19 protein-coding genes and 1 pseudogene are annotated in these 21734 nt (G+C 41.1%); 3 read left to right on the forward strand and 17 right to left on the reverse strand.

The window, feature by feature from the left end; translation table 11 throughout:
* Window positions 1-41: 41 nt before the first annotated feature.
* From HMPREF2877_RS07075 to cdaA, 9 genes and pseudogenes are all read right to left on the reverse strand, one after another.
* Window positions 42-1388 (reverse strand): acyl-CoA thioester hydrolase/BAAT C-terminal domain-containing protein, encoded by a 1347-nt coding sequence (locus HMPREF2877_RS07075; protein ID WP_070579402.1) that lies wholly within the window; start codon window positions 1386-1388, stop codon window positions 42-44.
* A 184-nt stretch (window positions 1389-1572) separates the two neighbouring features.
* Window positions 1573-2661 (reverse strand): NAD(P)/FAD-dependent oxidoreductase, encoded by a 1089-nt coding sequence (locus tag HMPREF2877_RS07080; protein ID WP_070579405.1) that lies wholly within the window; start codon window positions 2659-2661, stop codon window positions 1573-1575.
* Window positions 2662-2725: 64 nt separating this feature from the next.
* A pseudogene (locus HMPREF2877_RS07085) lies at window positions 2726-3554 on the reverse strand (ZIP family metal transporter).
* A 12-nt stretch (window positions 3555-3566) separates the two neighbouring features.
* The gene (locus HMPREF2877_RS07090) at window positions 3567-4355 is read right to left on the reverse strand and encodes a Nif3-like dinuclear metal center hexameric protein (protein ID WP_070579407.1); all 789 of its coding nucleotides are present in this window, start codon (window positions 4353-4355) and stop codon (window positions 3567-3569) included.
* Complete coding sequence (locus HMPREF2877_RS07095; RefSeq protein ID WP_070579411.1) at window positions 4345-5031, reverse strand: tRNA (adenine(22)-N(1))-methyltransferase; 687 nt, start codon at window positions 5029-5031, stop codon at window positions 4345-4347. The genes HMPREF2877_RS07090 and HMPREF2877_RS07095 overlap by 11 nt, the downstream gene beginning before the upstream one ends.
* Window positions 5032-5129: 98 nt before the next feature.
* Window positions 5130-5570, reverse strand: coding sequence for a GtrA family protein (locus HMPREF2877_RS07100; protein ID WP_037605588.1), 441 nt, complete (start codon window positions 5568-5570; stop codon window positions 5130-5132).
* 2 nt (window positions 5571-5572) lie between these two features.
* Window positions 5573-6925, reverse strand: coding sequence for a phosphoglucosamine mutase (gene glmM, locus HMPREF2877_RS07105; protein WP_004182700.1), 1353 nt, complete (start codon window positions 6923-6925; stop codon window positions 5573-5575).
* 220 nt (window positions 6926-7145) lie between these two features.
* Window positions 7146-8111 (reverse strand): CdaR family protein, encoded by a 966-nt coding sequence (locus tag HMPREF2877_RS07110; RefSeq protein WP_004182701.1) that lies wholly within the window; start codon window positions 8109-8111, stop codon window positions 7146-7148.
* Entirely contained in the window at window positions 8108-8959 is an 852-nt protein-coding gene (cdaA, locus tag HMPREF2877_RS07115; RefSeq protein ID WP_070579414.1) for a diadenylate cyclase CdaA, read from the reverse strand. The genes HMPREF2877_RS07110 and cdaA overlap by 4 nt, the downstream gene beginning before the upstream one ends.
* A gap of 101 nt (window positions 8960-9060) precedes the next feature.
* Here cdaA and murT point away from each other — a divergent pair, with 101 nt between their 5' ends.
* On the forward strand, window positions 9061-10404 hold the full coding sequence (gene murT, locus HMPREF2877_RS07120; RefSeq protein WP_070579417.1) for a lipid II isoglutaminyl synthase subunit MurT: 1344 nt from the start codon (window positions 9061-9063) through the stop codon (window positions 10402-10404).
* Window positions 10404-11192 carry a lipid II isoglutaminyl synthase subunit GatD gene (gene gatD / locus HMPREF2877_RS07125; protein ID WP_004182704.1) on the forward strand — a complete coding sequence of 263 codons (789 nt, stop codon included), beginning with the start codon at window positions 10404-10406 and terminating at the stop codon, window positions 11190-11192. The genes murT and gatD overlap by 1 nt, the downstream gene beginning before the upstream one ends.
* A gap of 52 nt (window positions 11193-11244) precedes the next feature.
* Here the strand turns inward: gatD and mprF are convergent, their stop codons facing one another.
* From mprF to udk, 5 genes are all read right to left on the reverse strand, one after another.
* Window positions 11245-13800 carry a bifunctional lysylphosphatidylglycerol flippase/synthetase MprF gene (mprF, locus tag HMPREF2877_RS07130; protein WP_014633285.1) on the reverse strand — a complete coding sequence of 852 codons (2556 nt, stop codon included), beginning with the start codon at window positions 13798-13800 and terminating at the stop codon, window positions 11245-11247.
* Window positions 13797-14516 carry an alpha/beta fold hydrolase gene (locus HMPREF2877_RS07135; protein WP_013990774.1) on the reverse strand — a complete coding sequence of 240 codons (720 nt, stop codon included), beginning with the start codon at window positions 14514-14516 and terminating at the stop codon, window positions 13797-13799. Before HMPREF2877_RS07135 ends, mprF begins: the two co-directional genes overlap by 4 nt.
* 194 nt (window positions 14517-14710) lie before the next feature.
* Complete coding sequence (locus HMPREF2877_RS07140; RefSeq protein ID WP_014633286.1) at window positions 14711-14923, reverse strand: YiaA/YiaB family inner membrane protein; 213 nt, start codon at window positions 14921-14923, stop codon at window positions 14711-14713.
* Window positions 14924-15058: 135 nt separating this feature from the next.
* Complete coding sequence (locus tag HMPREF2877_RS07145) at window positions 15059-16978, reverse strand: ABC-F family ATP-binding cassette domain-containing protein (RefSeq protein ID WP_014633287.1); 1920 nt, start codon at window positions 16976-16978, stop codon at window positions 15059-15061.
* Window positions 16979-17014: 36 nt separating this feature from the next.
* Window positions 17015-17650 carry a uridine kinase gene (gene udk, locus HMPREF2877_RS07150; RefSeq protein ID WP_002890688.1) on the reverse strand — a complete coding sequence of 212 codons (636 nt, stop codon included), beginning with the start codon at window positions 17648-17650 and terminating at the stop codon, window positions 17015-17017.
* Window positions 17651-17741: 91 nt separating this feature from the next.
* On the opposite strand from udk, the gene HMPREF2877_RS07155 reads away from it, so the two are divergent.
* On the forward strand, window positions 17742-18824 hold the full coding sequence (locus tag HMPREF2877_RS07155) for a DEAD/DEAH box helicase (RefSeq protein WP_014633289.1): 1083 nt from the start codon (window positions 17742-17744) through the stop codon (window positions 18822-18824).
* Between the two features lie 52 nt (window positions 18825-18876).
* On the opposite strand, the gene HMPREF2877_RS07160 is transcribed toward HMPREF2877_RS07155, so the two are convergent.
* Genes HMPREF2877_RS07160 through HMPREF2877_RS07170 form a run of 3 tightly spaced genes read right to left on the reverse strand, consistent with a single transcriptional unit; the run spans window position 18877 to window position 21701 of the window.
* Entirely contained in the window at window positions 18877-20040 is a 1164-nt protein-coding gene (locus tag HMPREF2877_RS07160) for an ATP-grasp domain-containing protein (RefSeq protein WP_014633290.1), read from the reverse strand.
* A 46-nt stretch (window positions 20041-20086) separates the two neighbouring features.
* Window positions 20087-20827 carry an esterase family protein gene (locus tag HMPREF2877_RS07165; RefSeq protein ID WP_002884014.1) on the reverse strand — a complete coding sequence of 247 codons (741 nt, stop codon included), beginning with the start codon at window positions 20825-20827 and terminating at the stop codon, window positions 20087-20089.
* 46 nt (window positions 20828-20873) lie between these two features.
* Complete coding sequence (locus HMPREF2877_RS07170) at window positions 20874-21701, reverse strand: alpha/beta hydrolase (protein WP_002884105.1); 828 nt, start codon at window positions 21699-21701, stop codon at window positions 20874-20876.
* Window positions 21702-21734 lie beyond the last annotated feature (33 nt).

Here is a 21734-nt window from a genome sequence, read left to right on the forward strand (position 1 = left end):
ATCTTGTAATATTCCCTTTGGGGAGTGTGATTATCATCCTCTTAGTGTCTTTGTGCACTCATCCAGTCAAAGATACTGTTATAAGTTTGTCCATTGACACTGGCACGAGAGCCACCTCCATTAGTTGGATCGGTGGCTACCATACCGCTGTAACCGTCCCAATTTTTCGTATTTTCAGGATGCTGAACGCCAATCACCTGGTCATGGAAGAAATAAATCCAAGCCCAATGCCCATCATACTCTGTCCCAGGAAGATCAGTCCCAGTAGCTGTTTCAAAGTATGAGAACCACTTGTTAGTAGCTCCAGAGGTAATCAAGCTCTTATATAAAGGCAAGACACTATTTTCTGGTTGGACTGTTGCGTCTGCCTTTGTGTGAATCAACCACATAGGCTGGTTCTTCAGTTTATCAATTCCAGATTGGTCAACAGTTAAGGGAGCAGCAATTGGAATGAGAGCTGCAAAATAATCTGGATAGGTTGCTCCCATGGTCAAGACCATACCACCACCATTTGAAACTCCCGCAAGATAGATTCGTCCCTTATCTACCTCAGGGTGATTAGCTAGGTAGGTATCAATGGTCTCTTTGAGTTGGGCTGCGTTATCCGACCCCCAAGGTGTCTGCGTTTGAACAGCTAGAACATTAACCCCACGCGCCTGATCACCAGTTGTTAAGAAATGGCCTTGAATATCAGGCTGGGTAAGCGCATAGACGTCATTTGAAAGAAGCGGAATATTCATGTCTGTCCCTCTTTCACCAATGCCGTGTAGCCAGACAATCAATGGTTTGGTGCTATTCCCAGTACCAGTCTGGGCACTATAAGCCGCATACTGCATGTTACCTACCTGTCCGCGCTCGTCGAAAACCTCCGTCGTTGGCATCAAACGATTGTTGATAGCATCTTGTTCAGATGAAACCATCTGTGACTGACTACTACCTTCTGCCACTACTGACAAGTCTTTCATTGATACCATGTAACTTTCCAGCCATTGGTTAGTCCAAGTAGAAAGGTTGAAATACATAGGTTCAGCATTCCCACCCATGTTGTAGCGGTTATAAGACGGTAGGCTCAATTCAAGCGTCACGTACTTGCTATTGTCATAATAGACCACATGCCCCTTATCATCAGAAACATAAGAGTTCGTTACCTGACGACTGACCCCTGCTGTTGTAACCTGAGTTGAGCTGTGGACAACCTCTGGCGTGACCTTCTGATTAAATTCAAAAATGACTTTGGTTACAGCCGGTCCAAACTCATAACTTTCTAGAACAATACTTGTCTTTGTCACAGCCAAGTCTTCTGCTGCCCCTGCTTTGACAGACAGGCCTAAACTTATGGCTAGCAAAGTAACAATGACTGTCACATAAACTTTAACTTTTTGGAACATAGTCCCTCCCCTTTTTATTAGTACTCACCTACAATCGATGAACAGTTACTATTTTATCATTTTCTAATTAAATAAGAAATAGATACAAAGAAACTCTAATAAAAAGAATCAGCTAGCATCCCTAAATAAGGAGAAATAGCTAACTGATTCATAAATCTTAATATATTGGAGGGCTTTAATACTATTAGTCTTTTTTCTTAACGTACTGAGCCACTGGATAATCTGCACTGTCCAAACTACCAGATCGGTTCATAACCAAATCAACCAAATTTTTTCCAATAAGTGGCCCTGTCGTAAGTCCTGAAGATCCTAAACCAGAGGCGACAAAAACACCCTCAAGCTCTGGAACTTCTCCAAAGAAAGGTGAGAAATCACTCGTGTAGGCTCTAGTTCCCACACGTTCTGAGAAGGACTTGGCAGTACTTAAATCAGGGAAATAGGTCTTAGCCTCTTCCTCCAGACTTGCAAGTACAGTCTCATCAACTGTCAAATCAAAGCCTTGGTCATTTTCATGGCTGGCCCCTACCGAAATCTTTCCACCAGCAAAAGGAATGACATCCAATTCGCCCTCTGGCATCAGAACAGGTAATCTACCAGTATCCATGCCCTCAAAGAAGTAGTCGCGCAATTGCCCCTTTTGGGGGCGAACATCTACTTCAAAACCAAGGGGTTCAAGCGTTTGACCTAGCCAGGCACCACAAGCGAGAATGACCTTATCAAAAGTTTGACCATTAATCTCGTAAGTGCCATTGTCAAGAGGAGATAGTGTGACTGGCCCCTCTACCTTTTCAAAACCTGAGGCCTCAATCAAAGTAGCTGTCAATTCTGCACCCTCCACTCTGGCACCTCCAGAAGCATAGAGATAACGGTCAAATCCAGTAAATTCAGGGAGGACGGCAGCATTTTTTATAGAGAGTTCACCAATAATGGGTGATTCTTCTAGCCTAGTTTCTGCATGCTGATACAAACCGTCCAACTTACTATCATCTTTCTTGAGAAGGGCTACACCAGACTGATCATAGAAGCTCGTGTCATAACCATCATTTTCAAGATCTGAAACTAAATCTTGGTAAAAATCGGCTCCCAAACGGGCCATTCGATACCAGGCTTTATTACGACGCTTGGAAAACCAGGGGCTGATAATCCCTGCTGCCGCCTTGGTGGCTTGCCCGAGACCATGATCAAATACTGTAACCTCTGCGTCTTTTTCTTTTGATAAGTAGTAGGCAGCCGTTGAACCGACGATACCTGCACCAACAATTGCTATTTTCATTTTTTACTCCATCTATTTGAAAAGAGCTGAGTCCTATATCAATAGGCACAGCTCTCTAGTATTTTTAACCTAAGGCCACGTCCATGACCATCATGACGACAAAGCCAACCATGAGTCCTAAGGTGGCGACGTCAGTATTACCATTGGTTTGTGATTCAGGAATCAATTCCTCCGTTACCACAAAGATCATGGCACCAGCCGCAAAAGCCAAAGCATAAGGAATAATCGCCATCATCCACATAACAAGAGCAGCTCCCATAACAGCCCCTATAGGCTCCACGATGGCTGACATAGATCCCCAATAAAAGGCCTTGATACGAGATTTTCCATCTGCTCGAATAGGAATAGAGAGGGCTGCACCTTCAGGGACATTCTGCAAACCAATACCGATAGCTAGACCAATGGCTCCCATGAGACCTGCAAGTGTCATATTACCGCCAGCCAAGGCTCCGAAAGTCACACCGACTGGCTAATCCCTCTGGAAAATTATGGATTGTGATAGCCAAAAAGAGCAGGGCTGTTTTAGACAACTTTTTCTTACGAGGTTGAATCCCTTCTGCTTTTGAGATGTCATTTCCTAAATGCAAATGAGGAACGACGGCATCAATTAAACGGAGGGCAACACCACCAAGCAAGAAGCCAGCTGCTGCAGGGAACCAGGACCATTTCCCATAGCCATTTTGAGTCGCATAGGTTAAAGAGGGATCCAAAAGTGACCAAAAAGAGGCCGCAATCATGACACCAGCCGCAAAGCCCATCATGATATCTAACAATTTACGACTAATATTCTTGAAGAAGAAAACAATGGCCGAACCGACAATGGTACAGCCCCAAGTAAAAAGACCTGCAAGTAAGGCCAAAAAGACCACATTTTGATGTAAAAGCCAAGTCAAAGACACATCCTCCTACAAATGATCAAAAGGATTAGTTGAGGACTGACTCTCAAGTATGGTCACATTCCAATCATGCTCACGTTTCCAAGCCTCAAGTTTTTCAGCAATCTTTGAGATAAAGAGGGCTTCAATATGGTGCCCAGGGTCAATAGCCAAGAGACCATTAGTAATCATTTCTTGCCCTGTATGGTAGTAAACATCACCAGTGATAAAGACTTGTGCGCCCTTTTTCAAAGCATCCTTGTAAAATCCTTGACCACTACCCCCACAAATAGCCACACGGCTAACAAGAGGATTATCATGGTCATAACGCACCAAGCGAACACTGTCCAAGCCAAAAACTGCTTTTACTTTAAGAGCAAGTTCTTCAATGGTCTGTGGCACGATATCACCCACTCGACCAATTCCATGATTTTCAGAAGTCTGCGTTAAATATGTGGTGTCTTTAATGTCAAGTAAGTCACATAACCAATCATTAAGGCCATCATTAACGACATCAATATTAGTATGACTCACATAGACTGCAATATCATGCTTAACCAGGTCGAGCAAAATATCTCGGTCAGGCGAAGACACCAAATCCTTAACTGGACGGAAAATTGGAGCATGTTTAGCAATGATGAGGTCCACACCTTTTTCAATAGCTTCAACTACTGTATTTTCACGAACATCCAAGGTAACCATGACCTTCTGAATTTCCTTGTCCAGACTGCCAATCTGTAAACCAACCACATCACCTTCCATGGAAAGCTCCTGTGGACAAAATTCTTCATAAGTCTTGATAAGTTCACTAGCTAACATGGTTCAAAACCTCCTTAATGGTTTGAATTTTATCTTCAATAGCTGCACGGTCAGTCTGATTGGCAAGAGGAATGGAGCCTAAAGCAATCTCTAGTTTATTGATTTCTCTCTGCCATTTGAGCTGGAAAACCTGAGATTGGTCTTTCATGAGATGAGGACCAAAACGCACTTCCTTGTCTGAAAGGCTCATATGTCCAGCTTCTGCCACCATTATTTCGTAGTATTTGCCATTTTCAGTCATGATGGATTCGGCAACAATCTTAAAGCCATTTTCCATCAACCAAATACGGAGATCATCTTCACGATTATTTGGTTGTAAAATCAGACGGTCTACTCCCTTGAGTTTCTCCTTTCCAGCATCTAGGATATCCGCAATAAGACGTCCTCCCATGCCACAAATCGTGATAGTTGTTACCTCATCAGCAGGTTCGAAGGCAGCCAAGCCATTAGCCAAGCGCACGTCGATTTTATCTTGGAAACCAGAAGCTGAGACATTAGCAAGAGCAGATTCATAAGGGCCTTTTACCACTTCACCAGCAATAGCTGAAGTAATCAAACCTTTTTCAAGTAAATAAATCGGAAGATAGGCATGATCACTGCCTACATCCAAGAGTTTTGCGCCTTTGGGAACGTAGGTTGCTACGTCCTTGAGGCGTTGAGATAATTGTACGTACATGTTTCATCTTTCTATTTTTTTAAGTCTCTTCAATTATATCAAAAAAGGAGGTTGGTAAGAAATGCTTTTAACACATTTCCTAACAACTTCCTTTTTGTTTATACTTTCTCGCCTGTAAAGACGAAAAATTTAGAAATAATGTAGTTCAATACAATGATAAGGACCTGAGAGAACAAACTCTCGATACCATTTACCCAAGCATGACTATGACCAACAAATTGACCAATAATTTCTGGATAGGTATCAACCAAGAAATAGGCCAGAGCCAAATCCAAGACCAAGGTCAAGAGGCGGGCTCCCACGAACTTAACAAAGCGCGTGACCATACCTGTCTTTTCCTGATTAAAGACAAACATGTCATTTGTAAAAAAGGCAAAGATAATGGCAATCGCATTTGCTAAGACTGCTGAAAGTGCTCCTTGTTGAGTAAACTGGAAAATCAAAGTACGACTAACCATATAGACCAAAGTTGCCAAGACACCAAAGAAAAGGTACTTGAAAACTTCGGTAGCCATGAAGGCTCTCAGTTTAGCTATCATACTTAGTCCAATCCAATTTCTGCACGAACAACATCAGCAATCGTATCAACGTAGTAATTCACTTCATCATCTGTTGGTGCTTCTGCCATAACACGAAGGAGAGGTTCTGTACCACTTGGACGAACCAAGATACGGCCATTTCCAGCCATCTCAGCTTCCATTTTTTCAATGATAGCCGCAATTGCAGGAACTTCCATAGCCTTATCTTTCATGCTATTTTCCACACGGATATTAACCAATTTTTGTGGATAGATAGTCACTTCTGAAGCCAATTCAGACAAGCTCTTACCTGTTTCAACCATGACTTTAGTCAATTGGATTGCTGTCAATTGGCCATCACCAGTTGTGTTGTAATCCATGATAATAACGTGTCCAGATTGTTCACCACCAAGGTTGTAGCCGTTTTTACGCATTTCTTCGACAACGTAACGGTCACCAACAGCAGTCACTGCCTTGTTAATACCTTCACGGTCAAGTGCCTTGTGGAAACCAAGGTTTGACATAACTGTTGTCACAATGGTATTTTTAAACAACTCGCCCTTTTGTGACAAATGTTTACCGATGATGTACATCACCTTGTCACCATCAACAATATCACCATTTTCATCAACAGCGATGAGACGGTCACTGTCACCATCAAAGGCAAGACCGATAGCTGAGCCAGTTTCTTTAACCAAGGCTTGCAACTGCTCTGGGTGTGTCGAACCAACACCAGCATTGATGTTAAGGCCATCAGGTTGGTCACCAATGACAGCGATTTCTGCGTTCAAATCAAGGAAAATGTTACGTGCAGATACCGCAGCCGCACCGTTGGCCGCATCCAAGGCAACTTTCATGCCACCAAGGTCAACACCTGTAGCCACCAAGAATTTTTCGTATTTACGAAGACCCTCTGGATAATCCACAAGGGTTCCAAGTCCTTCAGCTGAAGGGCGTGGAAGCGTATCTTCTGCAGCATCGAGAAGGGCTTCAATTTCCGCTTCACGCGCATCATCCAATTTAAAGCCATCACCACCAAAGAACTTGATGCCATTATCAAGAGCTGGATTATGGCTGGCTGAAATCATAACACCGGCACTTGCATTTTCTGTACGAACCAAATATGAGACACCAGGTGTTGCAAGTACTCCAAGTTTGTAGACTTCAATACCCACTGAGAGCAAACCTGCTACTAAGGCAGATTCCAACATCTCACCAGAAATACGTGTATCACGTGCCACAAAAACTTTAGGACGGCCAGTCTCATGTTGGCTAAGCACATAACCACCAAAACGACCTAATTTAAAGGCCAATTCAGGCGTAAGTTCAACGTTTGCTTCTCCACGAACACCGTCTGTTCCAAAATATTTACCCATAATTTTATTATTAGTGCTTGAGCACTAAATCCTCCTTAAACTGTGATGCTGTTTAGCAAGAGTCAATCTAGTGAAATCTATCTAGATAATCTAACTTTATAAGATTTCGCCAATATTTTCAACCCTTGATTTTAAACATTTTTAATTGGTTACATTTTTATGAGATTAGGCCCTCTCAGTCCCATCCATTATACATGAATTTGGGGAAAATGTAACTCCCCTATTTTTGCGTGACTTTTAAGTTAACCTTAACAGTGCCAGGCTGAACCGTAACACCTTCTGCCTTAAGGTCTATTGTTTTTGAAGTATCCTTAGTCACTTGGCTAATGTCCACAGGGACTGTGATGCTATCAATCTTATCCATAGCTTCTTGGCTACCAACGATAGTCACATGCCCACGATCAAAGCTATAGCTGATATTAGACACATTGCTAGCCTTATCTCCAGTCAGTTCAACCTTGACAGGAACAGATTTGCTTAATTTTCTCAAATTAATCTTGGCGTGTACCTTAGCTGGTGAGATAGAACTTGCTAGGACTGTTCCATTTGCCGAAACGGCTTGAAGAACCAGGTTACCATCATAATCTTCAGACAGGTTGGAATCACCTTCCAATACTGCTTGAACATGGTCAATCTGGTTAATGATATCTTCACTCGACGTCACTTCTACCTTGGTTTCATCCAGGCTAACTTTTTTCACTTCATAACCATTTGCCAACTTATCTGATGTAATATTAGCTACTACATCAAAGGTCTTGCTGGCTTTTTTGCCAATAGTTGCCGTCAAGGTTGATGGAGATACCTGCGCAGACATTCCGGCTGGAAGATCCTTAACCTGAATAGGTACTCGACTGGTTCCTTGGCCTAAATTTGACAAATCAGCAACTAATTTAAAGTGACGTGTATCACTACTTGTCTCAGTCGTTAAAGCCAGCTGTGTTGTCGCCGTCAAATAGACTTCGGCATCATAGGAATAACCACTGATAAAGTACTTATCACTATCATATTTTATATCCACAGGAACCGACTCAATGGTTTGTGTAAAGGTATTAGATGCACTTGAACTATTCTGTTTATTTTGCGCGTTCCCCGACCAGGCTGTGAAAAAGAGTACTACAGCAAAGAAGAGTGCAACTAGTATCTGCCATAAACGATCGTTTTTAAAGAAATTTACAAAACACTTCATTTTTTGCTACCTCCAATCCAACGTTGGAAGAATGACTGACGTGGTTCTTGTTCTTTCAACAAGATAAGACTCAACTCTTCTTCAAATTCTTGAACGGAGAGATCGTGTATGAAATTTCCCTTGTAAGCAATGGAAATCGCACCAGTCTCCTCGGAAACAACAAAGGTAAGCGCATCTGTTTGTTCTGAAAGACCAATGGCAGCTCTGTGCCTAGTTCCAAACTCTTTGGAAATCTTATTAGATTCCGTCAATGGCAGATAAGAACAAGCCGTCGCAACCTTGTTATCTCTGATGATAACTGCTCCATCATGAAGCGGTGTATTTGGGATGAAAATATTAATTAATAGTTCCCCAGTCACCACCGCATCAAGCGGAATCCCCGTCGCAATCTGCTCTTGTAAGGTCTGAGTCTGTTCAATAGAAACCAAGGCCCCAATCTTACGAGGACTCATGTACTTAACAGCTTTAACAAAGGCTTGAACCAACTTCTCGTCTGAACTAACCTCTTTACTTTGCAAAAAATGCTGAGGCGTACGCCCAAAGGTTTCAAGTGCAGAACGAAGCTCTGGCGCAAAGATCACAACCGCCGCAATGGCTCCATAGTTGATGACCTGATTCATCAAATAAGAAATCGTCGTGAAGCCTATAAAATCAGAAATCAGTTTGACAAAAATAAATAAGACAACCCCTTGAACAAGGGTCATAATTTTTGTCCCTCGTAGGGCCCTAATAAAGCGATAAATTAAAAAAGCAACAATCAATATGTCCAAACTATTGACGATAACTTTCAGCGGACTATCGAAGAGTGACCGCCAAAAATCAATATCAATGGACGAAAGTATTCCCATACATATCACACTTTCTTTTAATTTTTAAACAGTTTCTATTATACCACGAATTCTAACTATTTTGAGACTACAATCACTACTTTTTGTGATAAAATAAATTCATGACTATGAAAACTACCATGGGAATTCTGGCGGGTAAAGCTAGCCATTTCGTCCTTTCAAAATTGGGACGTGGTTCAACCCTGCCTGGAAAAATTGCCCTTAAATTTGACAAAGATATTTTAGACACTTTAGCCAAGAACTACGAGATTGTCGTTGTCACTGGAACCAACGGTAAGACTCTGACAACAGCTTTGACAGTAGGTATTCTTAAAGAAGCTTTTGGTGAGATTGTGACCAATCCTAGTGGGGCCAACATGATCACAGGGATCACTTCTACTTTCCTAACAGCTAAAAAAGCCAAGTCTGGTAAGAAAATTGCTGTCTTGGAAATTGACGAGGCCAGCCTTCCAAAAATCACTGAATACATCACTCCAAGTCTTTTTGTTTTCACAAATATTTTCCGTGACCAAATGGACCGCTATGGTGAAATCTATACCACTTATCAGATGATTTTAGATGGTGCTGCTAAGGCGCCTGAGGCTACTATTTTGGCTAATGGAGACAGTCCTCTTTTCAATTCTAAAGAGGTAGTCAATCCCGTGCGTTTCTACGGTTTTGACACTGAAAAACATGATCCAGAGCTGGCTCATTATAATACTGAAGGTATTGTCTGCCCTAAATGTGAGAGTATTCTTCAGTATCGCCTTAATACTTACGCTAACTTGGGAGACTATGTGTGCCTTAACTGCGACTTCCACCGTCCAGAATTAGATTATAAGCTGACAGAGTTGACTAAAATCACCAACACTACTTCTGAATTTGTCATTGATGGACAAGATTACAAGATTAATGTCGGTGGTCTTTATAACATCTACAATGCCCTTGCTGCTGTTTCTGTCGCTGAATTCTTCGGAGTGGCTCCAGAGCAAATCAAAGCTGGTTTTGATAAGAGTCGTGCTGTCTTTGGACGCCAAGAAACCTTTAAGATTGGTGACAAATCATGTACCCTCGTACTAATTAAGAATCCCGTAGGAGCCAGCCAAGCTCTTGACATGATTAAACTTGCCGATTATCCATTTAGCTTGTCAGTCCTACTTAATGCTAACTATGCTGATGGCATTGACACCAGCTGGATTTGGGATGCCAACTTTGAAAGTATTCTCGAAATGGATATCCCTGAGATTAATGCTGGTGGTGTACGCCATTCTGAAATTGCCCGCCGCCTTCGTGTGACTGGCTATCCAGAGGATAAGATTACGCAAGCAGAAAAACTTGAAGATATTATGGCCTTGATTGAAAAACAAGATTGCGATCATGCCTATATCTTGGCGACCTATACTGCCATGCTTGAATTCCGTGATATTCTTGCTCAACGTCATGCTGTCGGAAAGGAGATGAACTAATGACCTATACTTCACTCAAATCTCCAGAAAATCGTGACTACACCTATGACCTAAATGTTGCCCACCTTTATGGTAATCTGCTCAATACCTACGGTGACAACGGTAATGTCCTTATGATCAAATATGTGGGTGAAAAACTTGGTGCTAAGATGACCTTCGACATCGTTTCAGTTGGTGATGACTTCGACAAGGACCACTACGACATGGTCTTCTTTGGAGGTGGTCAAGACTACGAACAATCTATCGTTGCCAAAGATCTCCCCTCTAAACGTGATGCCATTGGTCAATTCATCCAAGATAATAAAGTAATCCTAGCCATCTGTGGTGGTTTCCAACTTCTTGGACAATATTACATCCAGGCTAACGGTGTCCGTATTGATGGTATCGGCGTCATGGGTCACTACACCCTTAATCAAGAAAATAACCGTTACATTGGTGATATCAAAATCCATAACGAAGAGTTTGATGAAACTTACTATGGTTTTGAAAATCACCAAGGGCGTACCTTCCTTTCTGATGATGAAAAACCACTTGGCAAAGTGGTCTACGGTAATGGTAATAACAAGGAAGATGGTACTGAGGGTGTCCACTATAAAAATGTTTATGGTAGCTACTTCCATGGACCAATTCTTTCTCGTAACGCCAACCTTGCCTACCGTTTGGTTACAACTGCCCTTCGTAACAAATATGGCCAAGACATTGAATTGCCAAGTTACGATGACATTCTCTCAAGTGAGATTGCTGAAGAATACGCAGATACTAAATCAAAAGCAGAATTTGAGAAATAATTTTAGAACATAGCAAAATAGCGAAACCCTGGGGTTTCGCTATTTTTTATATCTATTTCCAAAGACGTCTTTTCTTCAATCTGTCTTCAATTTTACGATTATCAATCCTTAAAATGGCAATCATATCAAACAAGAGCCAAGTTCGTTTAGGATAAACAATGTATTTTGGAGACCATATTGGAGAAAACTTCTCCTTATAACGTTGGAGCCCACTAAAAGAGTAAAAACGCTGCGCAAAGACATAGACCAAATTGGCAACCTTCTCTTCCAAGAAACTATCTTCTTCAGTACCCACATTCGCGAGTGGAGCCATCCCCATATCAAAGTATTGCTTTCCTTCTGCTTGGAAATACTGGAAGAGTTTGACAAAGAGGTAATCCATAATACCTTCAGGTGCCTTTTCAAAATCATAACGCATAAGGTCTATCGTCGCCACCCGTTTGTTTTTGGTTGGCATGATATTAGCAAAGGCTACAATTTCTCCATCCTCACTCTCAACAATAGCAATCGGTGCCTGCTGCAGATAAGCTTCATCAAAGAAACCAAGAGAGAACCCCTTCTCCTTACGACCGTTAAGCCAAATATCTGAGACAGCCTTCATTTCTTGCATCTGAGTCTCTGAAAATGGAGGATCAAGTAACTTAAACTGGAAACCTGCTTTTTCGACACGATTGGTTGGTTTACGGAACTTCTTACCATGCTTACCATCGACAGAGAATGTCGTCAAATCAACCATGGCGTTTTCCCCAAATTTCATAAAATCAAAGCCATAATCATGAAGCATCAGGGTAATACTCTCGTCTGCCTCATAAAACAAGGCTTGTAAATTCCAATCTGATAGTGTCTTCAAGAAAGATTCCCAAGCTGGACGATAATAATTTTCATTACCAATTGGATTTCCCATAACCACACACTTATTGCTGGTTTGTGCAAATTGGAAAACTACCTGGTCTTGTCCATCGACACGATACCAAAAGAGGCGTTTATCATGTAAATAAGCCAAGGCACTTTCTGATGCACCCCCATATTTCTCAAGGAGAGCTGTGAAGCGCTCATCATCCATACTTTGACCAAAAGTCCTGCGGGGTGCCAAAATTCTCAAGACTCCCCAAACAATAGTTGCAATGATAACTGATGCCAGTAAAATATCAAACCAAATATGAACAAAATGTCCAAGAACATCCCGGTTCTTAGGTGGCAATAAATGAGACCAAAAACCGCTGCCACCCAGAACAAGAAGAACCAGAATAGTAAAGGCTAGGAAAAGGAAATCCTTTGTTTTGTCTTCCCAACTATAAACAAAGTAACGATGATACAACCTCTTTCTGATGATCAACATAAGCACCAAAGAGAGTACAATTAGGAAAGACATGGCCCAAGAAATACCATTGAGATTGACATAAATCAAGGTCAAGACAAAGGTTATTAAGGAAGTAATGAAAGCTCCCTTAACCCGACGCCTGATGAGCCGAGCCATGAAAATGAATAGAGTTCCAAATAGGATACTTGGGAATTGCCAAATCAACTGTTCCTGAATAGGATTAAAACGGCTAATAAAGTAGACATTTGCCAAGCGTTCTGGGATTAAGGCTGACAAAATCAAGAAAATCCCTGAAAAACGTAGCAAATACACAAGAAAGCGGTGGAGACTTCCACCAAATACTCGTGAAGAAAGTTTGAAGTATTTCTCGTTGATACGCCCTCCCATGTGTTTGAAAAAGAAGACAACACCTAACAAGAAAGGAATAATGTAGTAGGTTAAACGAAAGAGCAAGAGCAGACTAACCGCTAGAGCATTGCTAACCCCCATAGAGGTCAGACCGGTAATCACAATCAAATCGAAACTACCAATCCCACCCGGAATCATAGAGAAGATACCAATAATAACTGCTAGGAAATAAAGAGGAATCAAATTATAAAGAGGAACATGCAAGCCCATTAAATAAGCTACACTTACAAAGCTTCCAAGGGCCGTTCCCCATTCAGCTGTCGAAGCTAAAAGAAGACTTAGCCTCGTTTTCAATGGTACTTGACCAAAATAGGCTAATTTTTCACGACTAGAAACAAAGAAAATAAAAGGCAGATAAAGGAAAATCCCCAATAACAGTAACCAATACTTTCTTAAATCTGGACTTAGAGGGAAGAACCAAAAGACAGCGAATACCAAACCACTTAAAAGGGATAGGCCCGACATAAAGTAAGGCAATAAACGAGAAAGTGCCTTAACACCCGTCTTTTCCTGCCCATCCTCAGAATAAAAGGAATATCTCAGACCCACATCGACCAAACCAGCAAAACCAGCTAAATTATTAATGGTGTTAACAGCCCAACTAGTTTCTAAGATATAGGATTTGGAATAATCCGTTTCTAGCTCCTTATTCAGTATAATGTCATAAAAGAGCATAGGGGAGACAGCGACTAGTCCGATGATAGCCATCAAAACAAGATGCCAAATAGACAAACCGCCCAGAGCTGACTCAAGTGACTCTAAAGTGATGGTCCGTTTGAGGCGAACCAATTCTATGACGACAAGAACCGTAATCGAGATAAAGAAGATAGATTTAACGGCCGCTTTTAAAGGTTGAAGTCTCTCTAAAAGACGCTTCATGCCACCACCTCTTTTCGACTAATTCTCACAAGCTCACGAATCATTTGATTGAAAATCTTATATTTACGTTGAGCTAGACGATGCCCTTCTCGACGTTGGACATAAAGCTTATGAATTGGAAAGAGTTCCGAAATCTCCCTAGAATGCCTGATACTGATAACATCCCTTTGCCCCATAACTACCCAAACAGGATAGGCAGCCTGATGTAGACGTTCCCTATCTAGTGGCAAGTCATGAAGCATAAGCCCCGTTACCTGAGCCATGATATCCATTTTAGATGAAAATGGTGACAAGGCTTTTAAGCAAAGATATTGTATATAGACCGCGAATCTTGAGCGTCTCGTCAACCCATTAAAGGTCATATTTCCCGCATTAAGCAAGAGCCCTGCAATCCGGTCAGGATAACGACTAGCATAAACCATAGCCAAATTGGCACCGTCACTATGACCGACAAATAAGGCCTTCTTGATATTCAAATATTGCAAAATTTCCTCCAAATCGGCAGCCATCTGTTCAAAGGTCATCTTAACACTTTGACGACTGGACCTGCCGTGATTACGACTATCAATGAAAATTAAACGATAGTCTCGATACAGAATTCCTTGCTTACCAAAGTAATTTCCTGACAAATTATTGCCATGCAAAAAAACAATTGGAAAGCCTTTACCGAGATCACGATAATAGATGATTTGACCATCTTTCACTTTGAATTCCATAATATTACCTACCTTTTCACTAACGCATTCTTATACGATAATTAGTCTTATAAGGCATTGAGGCTGATGAATTGGACTTACTCATTCCAAAATCATCTAACCCTCTTCACTCCATTATAACACTTCCACTAGGAAAGAGTCAGAATATTTGTGCATTTTCTGCAAAAAGAAAAAGCCTTTTCAGGCTTCTCTTCTTATTGTTCGAAAGTTTGTTGAGCGATGAGTTTGTTATAGTTTTCTTCATCTTCTTGGTTATCACGGACAACCTTAGATACTGTAAATGATGATGAAATCAATCCTACACATCCCATGAGGTAGTAACCCTTAACCATCAAAAGCTCTTTAAGGGTATAGAGGCCTACCAACATCAAGATTACGAAGAAGGCAAATGATCCCCATGCCATCATGTTGAAAGATGTTGTGTTACGATACACTTTTTCTTTACTTTGTTCATAAAGTTAGTCTCCTTTTATATACTAAGACTATTATACCAACATGTAAGCCTTTCACAACTCAAAACATGAAAAGGTTCTCATCATCCCTTAACCTTCCAATTGTTCTGATAAATCACTCCACTCTTCCATCAGAGCTTCTTGAGAAACTGATAAGTCATCCAGCTCTTTCTGCAAGTCAGACAATTCCACCACTTCATTTGTTTCAAGCATGGCAGCAGAAATTTCCTCCAAGCGTTCCTCAATTGTCTCTAGCTCATTTTCAATTTGCTCAATGCGTCGACTTAGTTTACGCATCTCTTTTTGATTGGCTTTTTGAGCTTGATAATCACTAGCACCCGCTGAAGCCACTTGGACTTCCTCTGATACTTGATTTTCCTCTGCCTCAAGACGTGCTAACTCTTCAAGCTCCGCCTTCTTCTCAAGGTAGTAATCGTAGTCTCCAAGATAAATGGTTGCTCCATCCTCAGAAATTTCCATCACTTTGGTTGCCACTCGGTTGATAAAGTAACGGTCGTGGCTGACAAAAAGAAGCGTTCCATCAAAGTCAATGAGGGCATTTTCCAAGACTTCCTTACTATCAATGTCCAAGTGGTTGGTCGGCTCATCTAGGATGAGGAAATTGTTGTTTTCCATTGATAATTTAGCTAGGAGCAGGCGAGCCTTCTCACCACCCGAAAGCATAGAAACCGACTTTTTGACATCATCTCCTGAGAAGAGAAAGGCTCCCAGACGGTTACGAATCTCAACTTCAGGAGTTGTCGCAAAATCATTCCACAACTCATCAAGAACAGTGTTGGACGGTGTCAAGGCAGATTGGGTTTGGTCATAGTAACCCACTTCAACATTGGCACCATAAGTTGATGTTCCCTTGATAAATGGCAGCTTACCTACTACCGACTTGATAAAGGTTGTTTTCCCTATACCATTAGGTCCCACAATAGCAATGGCATCCATCTTCTTAACATCCAGGGAAATCGGCTCTGAGAGAATCTCATCGTCATAACCAATGGCAGCATCCCTCACAGTCAAGACCACATTCCCAGAGACCTTATCCGCATGGAAAGTCATATTAGCTGACTTTTGACCTTCTGTTGGCTTATCCAGACGTTCCATTTTCTCTAGCTGTTTACGACGGGCTTGAGCACGTTTAGTTGTAGAGGCACGGACAATATTACGATTAACAAAGTCCTCCAGCTTAGCAATTTCCTTTTGTTGCTTTTCGAAGTTCTTTGCTTCAGTAGCCAATTTTTCAGCCTTGAGATCCATGAATTTTGAATAGTTTCCGACATAACGATCTAAACTATGTTTGGTCAAATCCAGGGTTACTGTCGCCACCTTGTCCAAAAAATAACGGTCGTGACTGACAATGATTAGAGCTCCCTGATAATTGACCAAGTAATTTTCCAACCAGGCAATGGTCTCGATATCCAAGTGGTTGGTCGGTTCGTCCAGTACCAAGAGCTCAGGCTTCTCAAGCAGCATTTTCGCCAAAGCCAGGCGCGTGTTTTGCCCTCCAGAAAGATCGGAAATGGGCATCTCCCACATGCTTTCATCAAACTTAAAACCATTGAGAATAGCTCTGATATCAGATTCATAGGTAAAACCACCACGCTGTCTGAAATCCTCGGAAAGGCGATCGTAGTCAGTCATTAACTTGTCCAATTCTGCCCCAGTCAACTCGGCCATCTTCATTTCCATGTCACGAAGACGTTTTTCATCTGCACGTAAGTCTGCAAAGACATTTAACATTTCTGCATAGATGGTATTGCTAGACTCAAAGCGACTATCCTGAGCCAAGTAAGACAAATTCAAATCACGTTTTGTATTGATTTCACCACTCGTCGGCGCTTCCTCTCCAACCAAGATTTTCAATAAGGTTGATTTCCCAGCACCGTTACGGCCAACCAGGGCAATACGATCACGTTCATCTACCTGAATATTAATATTATCAAAGAGCACATCTCCTGAGAAAGAGCGCTCAATCTTGTTTCCTTGTAAAATAATCATAACGTTTCAATTATACCAAAAAAGCCAAGCTCCTGCTTAGGCTTTCTGACTTTCTTTCAAAATGCTTGCTACCTTAGTATTAATCAAGTCGATAGCAACAGTATTTGTGACACCTTCAGGAATCACCACATCTGCGTAGCGTTTCGTAGGTTCGATAAACTGGTGGTACATAGGTTTAACCACACTGATATATTGCTCAATGATACTATCCAAGCTACGGCCACGCTCTTCCATATCACGCTTGATACGACGGATAATACGAATGTCATCATCAGTATCTACAAAAAGCTTGATATCCATCAAATCACGCAAACGTTTATCCTCAAGTACCAAAATCCCTTCAACAATGAAGACATCCTGTGGTTCCTGACGATAAGTCTTTTCACTGCGAGTGTGTTGGGTGTAGTCATAAATCGGAATATCTACAGGACGCCCAGCAATCAGCTCATTGATATGTTCAATCATAAGATCTGTATCAAAGGCAAAAGGATGGTCGTAGTTCGTTGACACACGCTCTTCAAAAGTCAAATGTGACTGATCCTTATAATAAGAATCATGCTCAATCATGGCAATTTTCTCATCTGGAAAATTTGATAGAATGGCACGAGAAACACTGGTCTTACCGCCACCAGAGCCACCCGTAACCCCAATAATAATCGGTTTTTTAGGCATGGTAAATTCCTATCTAATATAGTCTTTCTTATCTATTCTACACTAAATCATGATATAATAAAAGCAAATCCATATAGAAAATGAGACTTTTATGTTTAAAAACTTTCCTGAACAATGGCAAGACCTCCTTAAAGAAAAAGGAATCACTACAGAGACTGCCATTCAAAAAGAACTCTTTGCACCAATCACTGAAGGAGACAATGTCCTAGGTATCAGTCCTACAGGAACAGGTAAAACCCTTGCCTACCTTCTTCCACTTCTTCTTTCACTCAAGCCAAAAAAAGCTCAACAACTGCTTATCCTAGCACCTAATTCTGAACTTGCTGGACAGATTTTTGATGTAACCAAACAATGGGCTGAGCCACTAGGACTCACTGCCCAACTCTTCCTTTCTGGCTCTAGTCAAAAACGACAAATTGAACGCCTGAAGAAAGGACCAGAAATTCTCATCGGAACCCCTGGCCGTGTTTTTGAGCTGATTAAACTCAAAAAAATCAAGATGATGAATGTCAACACCATCGTCCTCGATGAATTTGATGAGCTTCTCAGTGATAGCCAATACCACTTTGTGACAAAAATCAGCCACCATGTTCCTCGTGATCATCAAATGATCTATATTTCGGCAACCAACAAAATTGACGATCAAGTTCTTGTCGAAAATACTATCGTTTATGACTTATCTGATCAGGAATTAGATACTATTAAACATTATTATATCAGTGTTGATAAACGTAACCGTGTCGAACTTCTTCGTAAGTTCTCCAATATTCCTGATTTCCGTGGCCTTGTCTTTTTCAACAGTCTTTCTGACCTTGGGGCTACTGAAGAGCGCCTCCAATTTAACGGAGCTTCAGCAGTATCATTGGCTAGTGACATCAACGTCAAATTCCGTAAGGTTATCTTAGAAAAATTCAAGAACCATGAGATTTCACTCTTACTAGGTACTGACCTCTTGGCACGAGGCATCGATATTGAAAATCTGGAAGTGGTCATCAACTTCGATATTCCTCGAGACCGTGAAGCCTACACTCACCGTGCAGGTCGTACCGGCCGTATGGGAAATGAAGGTAGCGTCATTAGCTTGGTAACTCATCCAGAAGACCTCAAAAAACTTAAAAAATTCGCTAAAGTATCAGAACTGGTTCTTAAAAACCAAGAGCTTCACGAAAAATAAGCCATTACAAAAGCACTTCAGAGTAAACTGAAGTGCTTTTAACATATACAGATTAGGCTTTTTTACCAAAGTCCTCAATCATTTGTTCCATTTCCTCACGACTTGGAGTTGTCAACATATAAAGGAAGTCACCTTGCAACTCTGCAAAGGCTGCAGGCATGATTTTCTTAACTTTAAGTTGTTCACGATACTTATCAAAAAGTTCTTCTTCTGAGTAAGCATAGTGTGAGCTTACACGACGTGAAGTAGCCAAACAGTAAAGTGGCTCAAACTGAGAAGCTGGGAATGGTTCGCCAGCAACGATATCCGCATAGCCCTTGTACAAATCAAACGAATGAGCATAGTTATAGACGTCGATTGTGAAACCACCTGCTGGACGGTTATTATATTCAATAGCAATATAATCGTCACCATCACGGAAGAACTCAATATGGAAGAAACGTTCCTTCATACCAAATTCTTTGACAATTGCCTCACCATACTTACGTAACTTAGGATCCATATCCTTAAGAACGTAGTAAGAATTATCCATCTTGTAAATCATCAAGTCAAGTGGAGTGTGGGCATAATCGAAAGTTGTTGAGAAAACAATATTACCATCATGGTCAATCAAACCATCGAAAGTACAGATTTCACTTGAAGTTACAAATTTTTCAAAGAAATAAACTGTTTCATGGTCCCACTCAGCCTTGAAATGATTGATATCATCTTCTGTTTCAAGTTTGAAGGTTGCAGCTGCACCAACCCCATTATCTGGCTTAGCAATCATTGGAAGACCGATTTCTTTCACAGCTTTATCCACATCTTCGTCAGTTTTAATGACAGCACCTGGCACAACTGGAACACCAGCTTTTTGGAAGAGTTTCTTCATTTCAGACTTGAATTTAGTCTTCTTAAGGTCTTCTGGCTTAGCACCAAAAACATTGAACTGTTCACGAAGAGCAGCATCCAATTCCAACCAGTATTCATTATGAGATTCGATACGATCGATTGGACCATGTTTGTAGAAAAGAAAGGCTACGGCACGCTTAACTTCATCCAAGTTTTCCAGATTATCTACACGGAAGTACTCTGTCAAAGCATCTTTCAAAGGTTGATCTAACTGTTCATAAGGCTCTTGACCAATACCAAGAACAGTGATTCCCTTATTAGCAAGTTCAACTGTAAACTGTTGGAAGTTTTGTGGATAGTATGGTGAAATAACAAGATAATTCATTAGTGATTCCTCTTTTATAGTTATTTAGATAGGATAGACAAAGAAATTATAGGTTCATATTGTCAAGGAAATAAGGCATTTGTTTACGCCACCATTCCCAATCGTGAGCGACATCATGGCCCCACTCAGAGAACCAGGCTGGAATATTCTTTTGTTCAAAGGCTTCCTTAAGTTTATAGTAAGAAGGAAGACCATCTTGTTCCCAAGCACCAAGACCTGTACATACGATGATTTCAGCTTGACGGTAGCGGTCGATAAACCAACCATCATTTTGGTTCCAGATATAATCTGATGGGGAATTTTGGTAAATAGCTTCATCCCCTCCAAACTCACCCACAAAGAAACGAGCATCGTAGACACCACTAAGAGCTACTACTTTATTGAAAACATCAGGATGTTGCAAGAAGAAATTAAGCGCATGGTAAGCACCCATTGAACATCCTGTTGTCATCATTGGATCAAACCAACCAGTTTTGTGTTTGATAAATGGAATAGCTTCTTCAATAACATAACGTTCATAAGCACGATGCATTTCAGCACGATCGTGTGGATTTTTCCAATCACAAAGCCAGCTTTCACTGTCCACACTTGACAGCGTAAAGAATTGTACGCGCCCTTCTTCGATAAAACGTGCACAAGCATCAATCATACCGAAGTCATAGTATTCGTTATGGCTACCACCTGATGAAGCAAAAACCACAACAGGGATACCAGCGTGCCCATAACGGTTAACATACATTTCACGATTAAGTTGACCACTCCAGTGGCTAAGATGTTCGATATTCATATTTATATACCTTTTCCTAAATTAAAATAATTTGCGTTAATATAGACTAGTCCCACTTTTCAGCGAAAAAGCGAAGACAGTCTGGTAAATTCTCAGCCCAAGCTTCTTCATTGTGTTCAGCACCAGACTGAATGTGAATCTTGATATTTTCCAAATCAACCCCACGAGCAATCAAATCATGGTAATAGCTCAATGAAGAGTCAATATAAGCCTGCTTAATGTTACCAGCCATCAAGGTCTTGTCAGTATCATCAGCTTCCTCAGTCCCTACATAAATGTAGACACGTTGATCTGCATCGAGCTTTTGACGCGACATGTAACGATCAAAGGCATCTTGATGCAACCAGTTGGCTGAAGAAAATACCCCAAGACAACCAATCTGCTCCTTATAATCAAGCCCCATAAACTGAGTGATATTACCACCAAGAGATGAGCCAATCATAGCTGTATGCTGACGATCTGAGAGGGTACGGTACTCCTTGTCAATAAAGGGTTTTACCACATCCATGACAAACTCCGCATACTCTACTCCCTTGCCTCCGAACTGAACACCAGGGATATTAGATTCTTGGTATTTCCACGCAGAATACTCATTCATACGGCCAGGACCATCATTATCGATGGCTACAACAATCATACGCGAAATATCAGGATTACGCTTGATTGTTGGGATAATCTTCCAAGAATAGCCAGAAAATGACTCCTTACTATAAAGAACATTCTGACCATCATGGAAATACACGACAGGGTAAGAACGATCTGTATCCGTTTCATAGTTCTTAGGCAGAAGAACACGCACACGACGAAGTTTCCCAGTGTAAGGCACCTCTAACTCATGCGTCTTCATAACCAAGTAAAAATAAGATTTATTCATTGTCAGAAAACTCTCTATATTCGAAATTTAGTT

This window comes from Streptococcus sp. HMSC072D03 (genome assembly GCF_001812855.1).
GTDB lineage: Bacteria > Bacillota > Bacilli > Lactobacillales > Streptococcaceae > Streptococcus > Streptococcus salivarius_D.